The following is a 15,734-nucleotide window of genomic DNA, read 5'->3' as shown; positions in this document are numbered from 1 at the left end:
GGCTGAAAGCGTCCGTAGGCGACCGAGCCATCAAAAAGGGGAGCCACGATGAACGGCTGCGTACTCCATGTGGTAGGCACCCGGCCCAACTTCGTCAAGGCCGCGCCGGTCGTCGCCGCCCTCGGCGCCGCGGGCTGCGATCAGGTGCTCGTCCATACCGGGCAGCACTACGACGAGCGGATGTCGGACATCTTCTTCCGGCAACTCGGCCTGCCCGAGCCAGACACCGACCTCGGCGTCGGCTCGGGCAGCCACGCCCGGCAGATCGCCGAGCTGCTGGTGGCCCTGGAGGCCGAACTGACCGCCCGTGCACCCGCGCTGGTCACGGTGTACGGCGATGTGAACTCGACGCTGGCCGCCGCGCTCGTCGCCGCCAGGCTGGGCGTCCCGGTGGCGCACGTCGAGGCCGGGCTGCGCAGCTTCGACATGACGATGCCGGAGGAGACCAACCGGCGTCTGGTCGACCAGCTGGCGGAGTTGCTGTTCGTCACGAGCCCCGAGGCCGTCGGCCACCTGGCCCGTGAGGGGATCGCCGCCGAGCGGGTGCACCTGGTCGGCAACCCGATGATCGACACCCTGCTCACCCATCTGGAGCATTTCGACGCGGTGGCCGCCCGGGCCGCCCACCGACTGCCCGAGCGCTACGGCGTCGTCACCCTGCACCGGCCCGCCAACGTCGACGACCCGGAGTCCGCCGGGGCCGCCGCCCGTGTCCTGGCCGAGGCCGCCCGCCATCTCGACCTGGCCGTACCGCTGCACCCACGCGGCCGGGCGGCGCTGAGCGCGGCGGGCCTCGCGGACGCACCGGGCGTCCACCTCCTCGACCCGCTCGGCTATGTCGAGTTCATGAGCCTCGTACGCGGAGCCGCCGCGGTGATCACCGACTCGGGCGGCGTGCAGGAGGAGACGACGGTGCTGGGCGTGCCGTGCCTGACCCTGCGGACCACGACCGAACGCCCCGTCACGCTCACCCACGGCACCAACCGGCTTGTCACGCACGGGGAGTTGGTGCCCGCTCTGCGCAAGGTGCTGGACGGCGGGGGAGCGGCGCCCGCGGAGGGGCCGCCCCTGTGGGACGGCCGGGCGGGCGGCCGGATCGCCCGTGTGATCACCGCGTGGCTGGAGCGCCATGGCTGACGGCACGTGGACGTACTGGGACGCCCGTCACAGCGACCTCGACGAGCTCGCCTCCGGCGGGCAGATCGGGCTGGACCGTCCGGGTAACGAGATCTTCTACGCCCAGCGGTTCGGCTCGCTGCTCTCCCTCATCGGCGACCTGTCCAGCCCCGCAGCCCCGCTGTTCGTGCTCGACGCCGGGTGCGGCAAGGGGTACTTCGCCCGCGCCCTGGCCCGCTGCGGCCATCGGGTCGACGCCTTCGACATCAGCCCGCACGCCGTCGACCACGCCCGCGCCGAGGGCGGCGGCCCGCGTTACGCCGTCGCCGCGCTCGACGAGTGGCGCAGCCCGTGGCCGTACGACATCGTGGTCTGTGTGGACGTCCTGTTCCATGTACTGGACGACCAGGCGTGGGCGGCCGGTCTGCGCAACATGGCCTCCCTCATCCGCGTAACCGGCCGCCTGATCGCCACCGACATCGTCACCGACGAGGACGCCGACGAAGGTACCGACGAGGCCACCGCCGAGCGTACGACCCGCGGCGCCCGCACCGTGCACCGCCCGATCGCCGCCTACCGCGCCGAACTCGAGCCGCTCGGCCTGCGGCACACCCTCTCGCAGCCGTACGGCTTCCGGGAGAGCCAGGTTGGCTTCCACGTCTTCACGAGGACCCGCTGATGCGCCTGACCGACCTGCTCCATCCGCACCTCGACGGCGTCACGACAGTGGTGGACGCGACTCGCGGCGGCCTGAGCCTGGAGCCCTACCTGCATCTGCCGCCGGGTGTCTTTCTGCGCGGGGACGACGAACAGCCTGTCACCGAAGGCGAGTTGGTCCTCCTCTCGTACGGACCCGACGCCGAGCTGCACGGAGGCGAGGATGCCTGTCGCGCCGTACTGGCACGCATGCGGCCCGGTGCACGCGGACTGATCGTGCTCGGTCACCGCGCATCGGAGCTCCCTTACCACCGGCTGCTCGACCATCTCGTGGCGCACCGCTGCCAGGTCCTGCGCGCGGCACCCCTCGACTACGTCCATCTGCATGCCGGCGCGGTCATCGCGCGCACCGACGAGCTCCTGGCGCCGCACGACTTCTTCGGGCGGCCCGTCCCCGCCGACGGCCACGCCACGGCGCTGCGCATCGCCGACGAGTACGTCTTCGCCGACCTGGCCTCACGGTCCCTGCGCGCCCGGGTGCTGGACCTGGAACGGACCGTGGAGGAGGCGGAACGCACCCGGGTCGCCGCCGGGCAGGACGGGCTCGCCGAGCGGCTCGCCGCCGCCGTACGGGAGAAGGAGCAGCTTGCCGCCGCGCTGCGGGCCACCCGGGACCGGGTCGACGTGCTGCAGGCGCGGGTGGCCATGCTGGAGGGCTCGACCACCCTGCGAGTGGGGAAGGCGCTGGTGACGGCCGCGCGCTCACCGAAGAGGGGCGCGGTGCGGCTGCCGGGGGAGCTGTACGGACTGTGGCGCGGGCGGCGGCGCGCCGCCGGTCCGGCGCCCGAGGGCGCGCCGAAGGACCGGGCCGAGTCGGACGCGCCCGTCGACGGCCGTTTCCACCTCGCCCATCGCGCACTGACCGTGGCGCCCCGCGACCGTCTCGTCGTCGCCGGTGTGCTCACCCCCGCCACCGCCGAGGACTTCGCGGCGGACGTGGTCGTCAACCGGCTGCTGCCGCACGACGGCCGGCTGCTCGTGCAACGCACCGACCCGGACGTGCTCGTCGTGCAGCTGAGCGCCTGCGCGGGCGACGGGCCCTGGTCGCTCACCGGCACCGGACTCGCCCCCGACCTGGACCGCACGCTCGCCGAACTGCTCGCTGAGACCAGGGTGCTGGGGCGGAAGGCAGTGCTGTGGCGGGACGGTCCCGCCTCCGCCGCGCCCGGGCTCGCCCGGCTCGCCTGGGATGCCGTCGTCGACGCGGACACCGGCGTACGGCTCGGCCGGCTGGACCCGGTCGCGGAGGGCCGGGAACGGCTGCGTGAGGTGTTCCGGGCGGACAGCACACGGGTACGGCTGTCGCAGCTGGCGCGGACGGCCGGGGCCCCGGATCCACTGGACGAGCGGCGCGTCGCCGTGCTGGCCGCGCCCCGGGACCGCACCGACGTCGCCCGGCTCGTCGGGCAGGTGCTCGGCCAGCTGCACCGCCCGGCCGAGGTCGTCGTACCCGATCCGGCGGGACTCGACGAACTCACCGCCGCCGGAGTGGCGGTACGCCGGGGGCGGCCACTGGCCCCCTGGGTCGCCGACTGGACGGACCTCACCGAGGACCGGCCGGACACCCTACTGCTCGATCTGATGTGCGCCCAGGAGTACTCCGGCGCCGACGCGGTGGGCCACACGCCGACCGCCGACGACTACGTCTTCGTACCGTCGCTGCGACCGCTGCTGGTACGCCGTTCGTTGCACATGTCCGGTGCGGCGCCCGGAAGTTGGGCCGGTCAGGGACACCGACTGTTCGCCGTGCGCGGGAAGGAGCCGTCATGAGCCGTACGCTGCGGGCGCTCGTCCACGGCGATGTGGACCTGAACCTCATCGACGGCTCCGCCGTGTGGGCGCAGTCGACGGTGCAGGCCCTGTCGCGGGTGGGCTGCGACAGCCGACTCGTCCTCAAGTCCCCGGTACGAACGGGCCGGTTGACCGATCCGCTGGCCGAGTTGCCCGGGGTCACCCTGGTGAGTCCGCACGAGGAGCGGCTGCTGCCGGGCCTCGCCGACCGGCCCATGTCGCCGGTGCAGGCCGCACAGGTGCTCACCCGGCTCGACGAGGACGAGCCCTGTGACCTGCTGGTGCTGCGCGGTCGGCGGCTGGTCGTGCGGGTAGTGGCCGACGGCCGGTTCGACGGGCGGATCTGGGCCTACCTCACCGACATCCCGCAGTCGGCCGCCGAGATGACCGAGGCGGCCCGCGCGGAACTCGCGCTCATCGCCGAGGCCTCACAGCGACTCCTGTGCCAGACCGAGGAGTTGCGCTGCTTCCTGGAGACCTGGGTGCCCGAGGCCTGCGGCAAGTGCGTGCTCAGCCCGCCCGCCGTGCCCGAGCCGGGCTTCCCGCTGCCGGACCGGGACGGACCGCACGATCCGCTGCGCCTCGTCTACACCGGCAAGTTCGCACCCCGGTGGAACACCCTGCCCATGACCCGGCTGCCGGAGCTGCTCGCCGAGCGAGGCGTCCCCGCGGAACTGCACACCGTCGGCGACAAGATCCACGACGATGCGTCCCACCCCTCCTTCCAGGCCGACATGGCGCGGGCGCTGGCCGGCACGCCCGGCGTCCACCACCACGGCGGACAGCCGCGCGAGGAGGCCATGCGCATCGCCGCGGACTGCGACGTGGGCCTCGGCTGGCGGGACCCGGTCCTCGACTCCAGCCTCGAACTGTCCACCAAAGTCCTGGAGTTCGGGACCCTGGGCCTGCCCGTGGTGCTCAACCGCACACCGGCGCACGAGGCGTTGCTCGGCGTCGACTATCCGTTGTTCGTGCCCGGACGCGCCGGACTCGACGACGCCGCCGAAGCCGTCGCCCGGGCCGTCCGTGAGCCGCAGGCCCGGCGCCTCGCGGCCGACCGCTGCCACGAGGCCGCCCGGCACCACACCCTGGACCAAGCGGCCACCCGCTGGCGCGCCCACCTCGACCGCGCCTTCCCCGCCGCCCCCGCCGGGGTGACTCCCCGTGGCCGACCCCTGCGCGTGGGCGTCGCCGGGCACGACCTCAAGTTCCTCACCCGGCTCCTCGACCACTTCCGCTCGCTGCCCGGTCTCGAGGTACGGGTCGACGCCTGGCCGGCGCTGTCCCGCCACGACCCGGACGCGAGCCGTGAACTCGCCGACTGGGCGGACGTGGTGGTCGTCGAGTGGTGCGGCCCGGCAGCCGTCTGGTACAGCCGCCACAAGCGGCGCGGCAGCCGGCTCGTCGTACGGCTGCACCGCTTCGAGCTGGACGCCCCGTGGCCCCGCCAGGTCGACATCGACGCCGTCGACCGGGTGGTGTGCGTCAGCCCGTACTACGCCCGCCGCACGCGCGAGCACACCGGCTGGCCCGCCTCGAAGGTCGTGGTCGTCCCCAACTGGGTGGACACCGACCAGCTCGACCGCCCGAAGGCACCGGGCGCCCACCACCGCCTCGGCATGATCGGCATCGCACCCAGCCGCAAACGCCTCGACCTCGGCCTCGACGTGCTGGAGGCCCTGCGTGCCCGGGACCCGCGCTGGCATCTGTCGGTCAAGTCCAAGCCGCCCTGGGAGTACTGGTGGATCTGGAACAAGCCCGAGGAACGTGAGCACTACGACGCTGTACTGCGCCGTATGCAGACCTCGCCGCTCCTCGAAGGGGCCGTCGTCTTCGACACCTTCGGGCCGGACGTGGCGGGCTGGCTGCGGCGGGTCGGGCATGTGCTGTCCACCAGCGACGACGAGAGCTTCCACCTCTCACCCGCCGAGGGGATGGCCTCCGGTGCGGTGCCCGCACTGCTGCCGTGGCCCGGTGCCGACGAGATCTACGACCGGCGGTGGATCCACGACAGCCCCGAGGCGATGGCCGAGGCGATCGCCGCCCTCGGCGAGGACGGCTGGCGCTCCGCAGCCGAGCTGGCGCGCACGCAGGTACGGGAGGGCTTTTCGCTGGACCGGGTCGCCGAGACCTGGACGGAGCTGCTGGTGGCCGGGTGACGCCCGAGTCCCCGGAGCCTTCGCGGCGTCCGGGGACTCGGGGGTTCGCGCAAGATCAGCGCAGGATCAGGCCGTCACCGTCTCCGGCTGCGCGGACTCCCGGGCCGTGCGCTCGCCCAGCTGCTCCGTCGGGATCCTGGCGGTCTCGCGGGCCGAGACGGCGGCCACGACCGGCGGCACGCACAGGGCGGCCGTGAAGAGGGCCACCGCGGACCAGTCGTCGCCGTTCGGGCCGGCGATCTGCGCGGCGAAGGTGACCGCGAACCCGGCCACGGCGAAGCCGATCTGGGTGCCGATGGCCATACCGGACAGGCGGACCCGGGTGGAGAACATCTCGCCGTAGAAGGAGGGCCACACGCCGTTCGCGGCGCTGTAGACCACACCGAAGGTCACGATGCCCAGCAGGAGGGTCAGCGGGTAGGAGCCGGTCGAGATCGACCACAGGTACAGGAACATCATCACCGCGCTGCCGGCCGCGCCGATCAGGTACACCGGGCGGCGGCCGATGCGGTCCGACAGCGTGGCCCACAGCGGGATCGCGGCGAGCGCGACCAGGTTGGCGAGAGCGCCCACCCACAGCATGGAGGACTTGCTCATCCCGACCGAGTCACTCGTGGCGTACGACAGCGCCCACACCGTGAAGATCGTGCTGACCGAGGCGACCAGCGCACCGGCGATCACCCGCAGCACATCCGCCCAGTGCTCCCGCATCAGCACCGCGAGCGGCATCTTGGGGACGCCCTCGGTGGCGGCCTGCTGCTCGAAGGCCGGCGTCTCCTGGAGCTTGCGGCGGATGACATAGCCGACGACGGCGACCGCGATGCTCATCCAGAACGGAACCCGCCAGCCCCACGACAGCAGCTGCTCCTCCGGCAGCGCGGCGATCGGGATGAAGACCAGGGTGGCCAGCAGCTGCCCGCCCTGCGTGCCGCTCAGCGTGAAGCTGGTGAAGAAGCCGCGCCGGTGCGGTGGCGCGTGTTCCAGGGTCATCGAGTTGGCGCTGGCCTGCTCGCCCGCCGCCGAGATGCCCTGCAGTACCCGGCACAGCACCAGCAGGACGGGCGCCAGGGTGCCCACCTGGTCGCGGGTCGGCAGACAGCCGATGAGGAACGTCGACACGCCCATCAGGATCAGCGTGAAGACCATGATCTTCTTACGGCCCAGCCGGTCGCCGAAGTGACCGAGGAACAGCGCGCCGACCGGCCGGGCGGCATACGCGACACCGAACGTGGCCAGCGACAGCAGGGTGGCGGTCGCCGGGTCGGACTCGTCGAAGAAGACCTCGGGGAAGATCAGCGCGGCGGCGCTGCCGTAGATGAAGAAGTCGTAGTACTCCAGGGCGCTGCCGATCCAGGCAGCCGTGGCCGCTTTCTTCGGCTGGCCGGCAGGGGTGTCGGGGACTGACACAGGGGTGCTCCTTCGAGGGATCTCCACCATACGGGGGAGTGAGCGGAGAGAAGAGGCGCCGGATCCCTGGGGTGACGGGTCGGCCGAGCCGGGAGCTACCCGGCTAATTAACCCACTGGATAGTTAGTAGCGGATGGCTACGGATGTTGCGCTCCCGTTTCCTGGGTGTCAAGGGGTTGTGCCGGACGACTTCAGTCTGCCGCCCGCTCCGCGGTCAGGTACGCGATCACCATGTCGCCGAGCATCGCGCGGTAGTGCTCGCGCTGGGCCGGATCCACCAGGTCACGGCCGAACAGGACGCCGAAGGTGTGCCGGTTGGAGACCCGGAAGAAGCAGAAGGAGCTGATCATCGCGTGCAGGTCGACGGCGTCGACGTCGGCCGTGAACAGGCCGGACTGCTGCCCCGACTCCAGGATCCGGCGGATCACGTCCAGCGCCGGTGAGCCGATCTTGCCGAGCTTCTCGGAGGCGGCGATGTGCTCGGCCCCGTGGATGTTCTCGATGCTGACCAGGCGGATGAAGTCGGGGTGCTGCTCGTGGTGGTCGAAGGTCAGCTCGGCCAGTCGGCGGATGGCCGCGACCGGGTCCAGGTGCTCGACGTCGAGCTGCTGCTCGGCCTCCCGGATCACCCCGTACGCCCGCTCCAGCACGGCGGTGAACAGCTGCTCCTTGCCGCCGAAGTAGTAGTAGATCATCCGCTTCGTGGTGCGGGTGCGGGCGGCGATGTCGTCGACCCGGGCGCCGGCGAAGCCGACCCGGGCGAACTCCTGCGTCGCGACGTCGAGGATCTCGGCCTGGGTGCGGGCGGCGTCACGGATCCGCCCGTTCGGTCGTGCCGGTTCGTCGACGCTGGTCATCGGGTTCCTTCGGCGAGGGGCGAGCGTGCCCCCGGTGGCTTGCTCGCGTGCCGGTGATTGTAGAAGGCCGGTCGCATCAGGCGCGGGGGCAGCCCTTCCCAAGTGCCCGCACCTCCTGCTATGACTAACTCACCAGTTCGTACATTAGTGAGCCGCTCAGGAGGTCCCCCGGTGGCCAAGGACGCCAAGGACTCGTATCTCGTCGGGCTGATCGGTTCCGGCATCGGCCCGTCGCTCAGCCCGGCTCTGCACGAGCGGGAGGCCGACCGGCAGGGTCTGCGTTACCTGTACCGGCTCATCGACATCGACACGCTCGGCGTCGCGCCCGAGGCGGTGGGCGACCTGGTGCGGGCCGCCCGTGACCTGGGCTTCGACGGGCTCAACATCACGCACCCGTGCAAGCAGCTCGTCATCGGGCACCTGGATGCGCTCGCCCCGCAGGCCGAGGCGCTGGGCGCGGTCAACACCGTCGTCTTCGAGGACGGCCGGGCCGTCGGCCACAACACGGACGTCACCGGCTTCGCCGCCTCCTTCGCCCGCGGGCTGCCCGACGTGCCGCTGGAGCGGGTCGTGCAGCTGGGCGCCGGGGGTGCGGGCGCGGCCGTCGCGCACGCCATGCTGACGCTCGGCGCCGAGCTCGTCACGGTGGTCGACGCGCTGGCCGACCGGGCCGCCGATCTCGCCGCCTCCTTGAACCGGCACTTCGGCGTCGGCCGCGCGGTGGGCGCCGCTCTCGACGCGCTCCCCGCGCTCATGAGCCACGCCGACGGCCTCGTGCACGCCACCCCCACCGGCATGGCAGCCTACCCCGGCCTGCCCCTCCAGGCCGAGCTGCTCCACCCGGGGCTCTGGGTCGCCGAGGTCGTCTACCGGCCGCTGGAGACAGAGCTGCTCCGCACCGCCCGCGCGATGGGCTGCGCCGCTTTGGACGGGGGCGGGATGGCTGTCTTCCAGGCCGCGGACGCGTTCCGTCTGTTCACCGGTCGTGAGCCCGACAGCGCGCGCATGCTCGCGGACATCGCCGAACTGGCGGGCCCCGTAGGAACCCCGAGGTAGGACAGCCAAGGACAGGTAGGAAGAGGTATCGGCATGCGTACGTCCATCGCCACCGTCTCCCTCAGCGGATCCCTCACCGAGAAACTCACGGCCGCCTCCCGGGCCGGTTTCGACGGGGTGGAGATCTTCGAGAACGACCTGCTGGCCAGCCCCCTCACCCCCGAGGAGATCCGCGGCCGCTGCGCCGACCTCGGCCTCACCATCGACCTCTACCAGCCGATGCGGGACATCGAGGCCGTGCCCGCCGACGAGTTCGCCCGCAATCTGCGCCGCGCCCGGCACAAGTTCGAGCTGATGCGGCGGCTCGACGCCGACACCGTCCTCGTCTGCTCCACCGTCCACCCCCTGGCCGTGGACGACGACGCGCTCGCCGCCGAGCAGCTGTCCCAACTCGCCGACCTGGCCCAGGAATTCGGCATCCGGGTCGCCTACGAGGCGCTCGCCTGGGGACGGCACGTCAGCACGTACGACCACGCCTGGCGCATCGTCGAGGCGGCCGGGCACCCCGCGCTCGGCACCTGTCTGGACAGCTTCCACATCCTCTCCCGCGGCTCTGAACCCAAGGACCTCGAAGGCATTGTGGACATCCCCGGCGAGAAGATCTTCTTCCTCCAGCTGGCCGACGCCCCGCTGCTCGCGATGGACGTCCTGCAGTGGAGCCGCCACTACCGCTGCTTCCCGGGGCAGGGCGGCTTCGACGTCGCCGGACTGGTACGCCACGTCCTGCACACGGGATACGACGGCCCGCTCTCCCTCGAGGTCTTCAACGACGTCTTCCGCCAGGCCGAGGCCGGCCCGACGGCCGTGGACGCCCACCGCTCCCTGCTGGTCCTGCAGGAGACGGTCGGCCTGGCCACACCCCCCGCACCCGTCGTCCCCACCGGCGTCGCCTTCGCCGAACTGGTCACCCCCGACGCCGAACCGGTCTCGGCCGTACTCGGCGCCCTGGGCTTCGCCCGCACCGCACGGCACCGCAGCAAGCCGGTCGACCTCTGGGAGCTGGGCGAGGCCCGCATCCTGGTGAACACCGGGGGCTCCGCCCGCCGCGACGGCACCGGACTCGCCGCCATCGGCCTGGAGTCACCGGACCCCGCCGGCGCCGCCCGCCGCGCCGAGGCCCTCCTCGCCCCCGTCCTGCCCCGCCGCCGCGCCCCGCAGGACGCCCCCCTGGACGCGGTCGCGGCGCCCGACGGCACGGAACTCTTCTTCTGCGCGACGAACCGCCCCGAACAGCCCAACTGGCGCGCCGACTTCACGGATGCCGAGCACGAGGCAGGGGCGCCGGGCGTGCACCGCATCGACCATCTCGCCCTCACCCAGCCCTGGCACCACTTCGACGAGGCGACCCTCTTCCACCGCAGCGTCCTCGGCCTGCACGCCCAGGAGAGCGTCGACGTCGCCGACCCCTACGGCCTGATGCGCAGCCGCGCCGTCACCAACCCCGACGGCAGCGTCCGCATCGCCCTGAGCGTCGGCGCGGCGCCGACCGACGACACCGTGCACGCCCAGCACATCGCGCTGGCCACGGACGACGTGGTCGCCGCGGCCCGGCGCTACCGGGAGGCGGGCGGGCGTCTGCTGCCGATCCCCGCCAACTACTACGACGACCTGGCAGCGCGGTACGAGTTCGCGGACGGCGAGTGGGAGACGTATCGCGAGCTGGGCATCCTCTACGACCGTGACGCGTACGGCGAGTTCCGGCACTGCTACACGGTGACGGTCGGCCGCGTCTTCTTCGAGCTCGTGCAGCGGGACGGCTACCGGGGTTACGGCGCCCAGAACGCGCCGGTGCGGCTTGCCGCCCAGCACGTTCTCCGACCCGGCCGGTGAATCGGCCTACTGGCGGCTGACGGTGCGGGTCACGCCGGCGATGACCGTCGTGGCGAGGATCCAGCCCGTGAGAACGAGGACATACGCCAGAGCCTGCTGCCCGCCCTCGGGGGCGAACGCCGATTCCTGTCCGAAGGAGATCACCGGCAGCAGCAGGTCGAGGGTGTAGAACACCGCGTTGAAGTGCGGTGCCTCGTCGGCCTTCAGCGCTGGGGGCGCCTGCAGCGCGAACGCGAGGGAGCCGACGGCGAGCAGGGACAGCAGCCAGCCCAGGGCACGCATCGGCCGGAAACCGTAGCCGACCGTGGCGTCCTGGACGTGGCCCCACAGGCGGCCGTACCAGGGCAGAGTGGTGCGGTGGCGGCGCTGCTTGGCGAGCTGGACGAGCCGGGCGGCGTGGTCGTCGCCGGTGCGTCGGTAGGCGGCCGTCAACTGCTCGTATCCGTGCGGGTCGAACGTGTCCTCGTCCCGCTCCAGCATGGGCAGCCGGCGCTCCGGCGGCTCGTGCGGGGTCAGGGAGGTGTAGGTGAGGTCGAGCAGGCGGACCTGGTCCGGCAGCATCTCCGGCTCCAGGTTGAGGTGTTCTATCTGGGAGCGGCGCAGGTTGAGCATGCCTTCGATCGGCGGGCCCTTGCGCAGCCACACCTCGCCGATGACACAGCTGCTCGCTCGCATCGCGGTGCCGCCGGGGTTGGACAGCCGGCTGTACAACAGGTCGAACCGCCCCGGTATGCGGGCGCCGCGCATGTCGATGCGGCCATGGGCGCGCAGCCGTCGGCCGAGCACGTTGGCGCCCACTTCGAGGGCCTCCGCGTCGATGACGTTGCCGCCGGGGTTGTGCAGCTCCGCGTCCTCCAGGTCGAGCGAGCCCGCCACGGTGGCGCCGTCCAGCCGGATCCGGCCCCGCGTGCGCAGGTGATGCGCGCACAGGTCGTCGTCGACGGACACCTGGTTGAGCTGGAGGGCGGGCTGCGCGGTGTCGCCGACGGTGATGTCCGCCTGATCGATGAAGAGAACGCCCGCGATCTGCGCGCCGTCGACACGCACGGCCCCGCCGAACCGGCAGCGCGTCAGCCGCAGGCTGCCGTCGATCCGGGCGCGTGTCACCGACAGGCCGGGCATCTCGGAGTCCCGCAGGCTGAGGTAGCGCAGCTGGGCGCCGACGAAGTCCGGGGCGTGCTCGAAACGGCAGTGGGTGAGGTGGATGACGCTGTCGACCGTCGCATACCTCAGGTCCAGCGGGCCGGTGACACGCGCGCCCCTGACTTTGAGGGCCGCGATCTCTCCGGATTCGCTGGGGCCATTGAGCAGTAATGTCCGCAACACCGCGGCGCGAAGGGTACGTTCGGGTGCCCCTTCCGGCTCGGTCCCCTCACGGAAGTCCACCTCCGTGCCTGTGGCGAAGGCCTGCCATACCCGCAGTTCGGCCGGCGTCAGATCGTTGATCTCCATCAGCCGGGACTCTGACGCCGGCTGCCGAACATGTCAACTCACGAGGTGAGACCTTGCATTCCACTCCGCGATCACCGGTCGGCCGTGCTCGGTCGACAGGCGGCTCACCGTGCCCGTCGCCAGCTGGAACAGCCGCCCGTCCGCCGGTGCCAGCCCCAGCCGACGGGCCGTCAGGACGCGCAGGAAGTGCCCGTGGGCCACGAGGACGACATCGCCGTCGAGCAGCGCCACGTCCACCCGGGCGAGCACCCGGTCGGCACGCGCCCCCACCTCGGCCGGTGACTCACCGGGGTGACCGTCCGGTCCGGGCGGCACTCCGTCCGTCCACAGGTACCAGTCGGGGCGGGAGCGGTGGATGTCGACGGTGGTGACACCCTCGTAGCCGCCGTAGTCCCACTCGTGCAGGTCCGGTTCCGGTACGGCCCCGGTCACGCCGGCCAGTTCGGCGGTGCGCAGGGCGCGGTTCAGCGGGCTGGTGAGCGCCAGCGAGAAGGTCCGGCCGGTGAGGAGCGGGGCGAGAGACTTGGCCTGTTCCTCACCGGCCCGGGTCAGGGGCAGGTCGGTCCAGCTGGTGTGCTGTCCCGACCTGCTCCATTCCGTCTCACCGTGGCGGACCAGCAGGAGATCCCCCACGGTGCGCTACTCCTTCGACTCGACGGCGTGCCCGCCGAACTGGTTGCGCAGCGCCGCGATCATCTTCATCTGCGGGGAGTCGTCCTGACGGGACGCGAACCGGGCGAAGAGCGAGGCCGTGATCGCGGGCAGCGGTACGGCGTTGTCGATGGCCGCCTCGACGGTCCACCGGCCCTCGCCGGAGTCCTCCGCGTAGCCGCGCAGCTTCTGCAGGTGCTCGTCCTCGTCGAGGGCGTTCACCGCGAGGTCCAGCAGCCAGGAGCGGATGACGGTGCCCTCCTGCCAGGAGCGGAAGACCTCGCGGACGTTGTCCACCGAGTTGACCTTCTCCAGCAGCTCCCAGCCCTCGGCGTAGGCCTGCATCATGGCGTACTCGATGCCGTTGTGGACCATCTTCGAGAAGTGCCCGGCGCCGACGCGGCCGGCGTGGACGTAGCCGTACGGCCCCTCCGGCTTCAGCGCCTCGAAGATCGGCTCCAGGGGCTCCACGTGCTCCTTGTTGCCGCCGACCATCAGCGCGTAGCCGTTCTGCAGGCCCCACACGCCGCCGGAGACGCCCGCGTCGACGAAGCCGATGCCCTTGATGCCGAGTTCGGCGGCGTGCTTCTCGTCGTCCGTCCAGCGGGAGTTGCCGCCGTCGACCACCGTGTCGCCCGGGGACAGCAGGTCCTTGAGCTCGTCGATGACGGTCTGGGTGGCGGTGCCGGCCGGGACCATCACCCACACGGTGCGCGGCGCGTCGAGCTGCTGGACCAGTTCTTCGAGGCTCTTGACGTCGGAGACCTCGGGATTGCGGTCGTAGCCGATGACGGTGTGGCCGGCGCGGCGGATCCGCTCGCGCATGTTGCCGCCCATCTTGCCGAGACCGATGAGACCTAGCTGCATGCCAGTCATTTGCACTGATCCATTCGTGTGAAGTACGTTACACGCGTCAGCGTGTGGGCTTGATGCACGTTGCCCGGGCAGGGTTCGACCCGGCTGGCGTTGATCACGTAAGACCTGGGGAAATGCTGTTTCGCCGGGCTGTGAGAGCCAGGAATCACCCTCGCTCGTGGGGGTGAGGATTCAATTCCTTGAGTTCGCGGTACGCGGCCACGAGCCCGGCGGTGGAGGAATCCAGGCCGGGCACGTCGGCGCCCTCGGTCAGCGCGGGCTCGACCCGCTTGGCGAGGACCTTGCCGAGCTCGACGCCCCACTGGTCGAAGGAGTCGATGTTCCAGACGGCGCCCTGGACGAACACCTTGTGCTCGTAGAGGGCGATCAGCTGGCCGAGGACCGACGGGGTCAGCTCGGGGGCGAGGATCGTGGTGGTGGGGTGGTTGCCCTGGAAGGTGCGGTGGGCGACCTGATGCTCCGGGACACCCTCCGCGCGCACCTCGTCCGCGGTCTTGCCGAAGGCGAGCGCCTGCCCCTGGGCGAAGAGGTTCGCCATCAACAGGTCGTGCTGCGCCTTGAGTTCGTCGCTCAGCTCGGCGACCGGCCGGGCGAAGCCGATCAGGTCGGCCGGGATGAGGCGGGTGCCCTGGTGGATCAGCTGGTAGTAGGCGTGCTGCCCGTTGGTGCCGGGCGTGCCCCACACCACCGGACCCGTCTCCCAGCCCACGGCATGGCCGTCGCGGTCGACCGACTTGCCGTTGGACTCCATGTCCAGCTGCTGCAGGTACGCCGTGAACTTCGACAGATAGTGCGAGTACGGCAGCACCGCATGCGACTCGGCGCCGAAGAAATTGCCGTACCAGATGCCCAACAGGCCCAGGATCAGAGGGGCGTTGGCCTCGGCGGGGGCGCTTTTGAAGTGCTCGTCGACGGTGCGGAAGCCGTTGAGCATCTCCCGGAAGCGGTCCGGCCCGATGGCGATCATGAGCGAGAGTCCGATGGCCGAGTCGTACGAGTACCGCCCGCCGACCCAGTCCCAGAACTCGAACATGTTGTCCGGGTCGATGCCGAAGTCCGTCACCTTCTCGGCGTTGGTCGACAGGGCGACGAAGTGCCGGGCGACCGCCTTGTCCTCGCCGCCGAGCCCGGCCAGCAGCCAGGAACGGGCCGAGGTCGCGTTGGTGATCGTCTCGATCGTGGTGAACGTCTTGGACGCGACGATGAACAGGGTCTCCGCCGGGTCCAGGTCCCGGACCGCCTCATGGAGGTCGGCGCCGTCGACGTTGGACACGAACCGGAACGTCAACTCCCGTGCGGTGAACGGGCGAAGCGCCTCGTACGCCATGGCGGGACCGAGATCGGAGCCGCCGATGCCGATGTTGACGACGTTGCGGATACGGCGGCCCGTGTGGCCGGTCCACTCGCCGGAGCGGACGCGGTCCGCGAACGCGCTCATCTTGTCGAGCACCGCGTGCACCTCGGGTACGACGTTCGCGCCGTCGACCTCGATCACCGCGTCGGCCGGGGCGCGCAGAGCGGTGTGCAGGACGGCGCGGTCCTCGGTGACGTTGATCTTCTCGCCCCGGAACATCGCGTCCCGCAGCCCGAACACGTCGGTGGCGGTGGCCAGTTCCTGCAGCAGCGCGAGCGTCTCGTCGTTGATCAGGTGCTTGGAGTAGTCGATGCGCAGGTCGCCGACGCGCACGACGTACCGCTCGGCGCGGGAGGGGTCGGCCGCGAACAGCTCACGCAGCCGCGGGCGCTGCAGCGTGTCCGCGCGGTGGTCCTCCAGGGCCACCCACTCGGGGCGCCGGGTGAGCCGGGGGGAGTCGGACAGTGG

General features: G+C 71.5%; 12 protein-coding genes. 6 read left to right on the top strand and 6 right to left on the bottom strand.

The genetic code is table 11. The annotated features are described in order from the left end of the window. Positions 1-48 precede the first annotated feature (48 nt). From wecB to ADL12_RS03980, 4 genes are read left to right on the top strand one after another with little or no spacing between them, the layout of a single operon-like run. Positions 49-1,137, top strand: coding sequence for a non-hydrolyzing UDP-N-acetylglucosamine 2-epimerase (gene wecB, locus ADL12_RS03995; protein WP_062698494.1), 1,089 nt, complete (start codon positions 49-51; stop codon positions 1,135-1,137). Then, positions 1,130-1,795: a class I SAM-dependent methyltransferase gene (locus ADL12_RS03990; protein WP_062698492.1), complete on the top strand. Its 666-nt coding sequence runs from the start codon at positions 1,130-1,132 to the stop codon at positions 1,793-1,795. The genes wecB and ADL12_RS03990 overlap by 8 nt, the downstream gene beginning before the upstream one ends. Next, positions 1,795-3,603, top strand: a complete 1,809-nt coding sequence (locus ADL12_RS03985; protein ID WP_062698490.1) for a hypothetical protein — start codon at positions 1,795-1,797, stop codon at positions 3,601-3,603. The genes ADL12_RS03990 and ADL12_RS03985 overlap by 1 nt, the downstream gene beginning before the upstream one ends. Continuing rightward, entirely contained in the window at positions 3,600-5,783 is a 2,184-nt protein-coding gene (locus ADL12_RS03980) for a glycosyltransferase (protein WP_062698487.1), read from the top strand. Before ADL12_RS03985 ends, ADL12_RS03980 begins: the two co-directional genes overlap by 4 nt. A 66-nt stretch (positions 5,784-5,849) precedes the next feature. Here ADL12_RS03980 and ADL12_RS03975 read toward each other — a convergent pair whose 3' ends face one another. Together ADL12_RS03975 and ADL12_RS03970 are read right to left on the bottom strand one after the other, a co-directional pair. Further along, positions 5,850-7,190 (bottom strand): MFS transporter, encoded by a 1,341-nt coding sequence (locus tag ADL12_RS03975; RefSeq protein ID WP_062698485.1) that lies wholly within the window; start codon positions 7,188-7,190, stop codon positions 5,850-5,852. Positions 7,191-7,381: 191 nt separating this feature from the next. Then, a complete protein-coding gene (locus ADL12_RS03970; protein WP_062698483.1) occupies positions 7,382-8,047 on the bottom strand; it encodes a TetR/AcrR family transcriptional regulator in 666 nt (221 codons plus the stop codon). A 171-nt stretch (positions 8,048-8,218) separates the two neighbouring features. Here ADL12_RS03970 and ADL12_RS03965 point away from each other — a divergent pair, with 171 nt between their 5' ends. Both ADL12_RS03965 and ADL12_RS03960 read left to right on the top strand, forming a co-directional pair. Continuing rightward, on the top strand, positions 8,219-9,103 hold the full coding sequence (locus ADL12_RS03965) for a shikimate dehydrogenase (RefSeq protein WP_107119820.1): 885 nt from the start codon (positions 8,219-8,221) through the stop codon (positions 9,101-9,103). Between the two features lie 33 nt (positions 9,104-9,136). After that, a complete protein-coding gene (locus tag ADL12_RS03960) occupies positions 9,137-10,933 on the top strand; it encodes a bifunctional sugar phosphate isomerase/epimerase/4-hydroxyphenylpyruvate dioxygenase family protein (RefSeq protein ID WP_062698480.1) in 1,797 nt (598 codons plus the stop codon). A 6-nt stretch (positions 10,934-10,939) separates the two neighbouring features. Here the strand turns inward: ADL12_RS03960 and ADL12_RS03955 are convergent, their stop codons facing one another. From ADL12_RS03955 to pgi, 4 genes are all read right to left on the bottom strand, one after another. Then, entirely contained in the window at positions 10,940-12,385 is a 1,446-nt protein-coding gene (locus ADL12_RS03955; RefSeq protein ID WP_062698478.1) for a hypothetical protein, read from the bottom strand. Positions 12,386-12,418: 33 nt separating this feature from the next. After that, positions 12,419-13,018, bottom strand: coding sequence for a histidine phosphatase family protein (locus ADL12_RS03950; protein ID WP_062698477.1), 600 nt, complete (start codon positions 13,016-13,018; stop codon positions 12,419-12,421). 6 nt (positions 13,019-13,024) lie between these two features. Beyond that, a complete protein-coding gene (gene gnd / locus ADL12_RS03945) occupies positions 13,025-13,912 on the bottom strand; it encodes a phosphogluconate dehydrogenase (NAD(+)-dependent, decarboxylating) (protein WP_079051818.1) in 888 nt (295 codons plus the stop codon). A 145-nt stretch (positions 13,913-14,057) separates the two neighbouring features. Continuing rightward, the gene (gene pgi / locus ADL12_RS03940; RefSeq protein WP_062698534.1) at positions 14,058-15,731 is read right to left on the bottom strand and encodes a glucose-6-phosphate isomerase; all 1,674 of its coding nucleotides are present in this window, start codon (positions 15,729-15,731) and stop codon (positions 14,058-14,060) included. Positions 15,732-15,734 lie beyond the last annotated feature (3 nt).

The sequence above is a fragment of the Streptomyces regalis genome (assembly GCF_001509475.1).
GTDB lineage: Bacteria > Actinomycetota > Actinomycetes > Streptomycetales > Streptomycetaceae > Streptomyces > Streptomyces regalis.
This window is presented reverse-complemented; position numbering and strand designations above follow the sequence as displayed.

Coding starts and splice junctions, on each gene's coding strand:
- ADL12_RS03980 (WP_062698487.1), top strand. CDS start 3,600: ATGAGCCGTACGCTGCGGGCGCTCGTCCACGGCGATGTGGACCTGAAC.
- ADL12_RS03960 (WP_062698480.1), top strand. CDS start 9,137: ATGCGTACGTCCATCGCCACCGTCTCCCTCAGCGGATCCCTCACCGAG.
- ADL12_RS03970 (WP_062698483.1), bottom strand. CDS start 8,047: ATGACCAGCGTCGACGAACCGGCACGACCGAACGGGCGGATCCGTGAC.
- gnd (WP_079051818.1), bottom strand. CDS start 13,912: ATGACTGGCATGCAGCTAGGTCTCATCGGTCTCGGCAAGATGGGCGGC.
- ADL12_RS03990 (WP_062698492.1), top strand. CDS start 1,130: ATGGCTGACGGCACGTGGACGTACTGGGACGCCCGTCACAGCGACCTC.
- wecB (WP_062698494.1), top strand. CDS start 49: ATGAACGGCTGCGTACTCCATGTGGTAGGCACCCGGCCCAACTTCGTC.
- ADL12_RS03955 (WP_062698478.1), bottom strand. CDS start 12,385: ATGGAGATCAACGATCTGACGCCGGCCGAACTGCGGGTATGGCAGGCC.
- ADL12_RS03985 (WP_062698490.1), top strand. CDS start 1,795: ATGCGCCTGACCGACCTGCTCCATCCGCACCTCGACGGCGTCACGACA.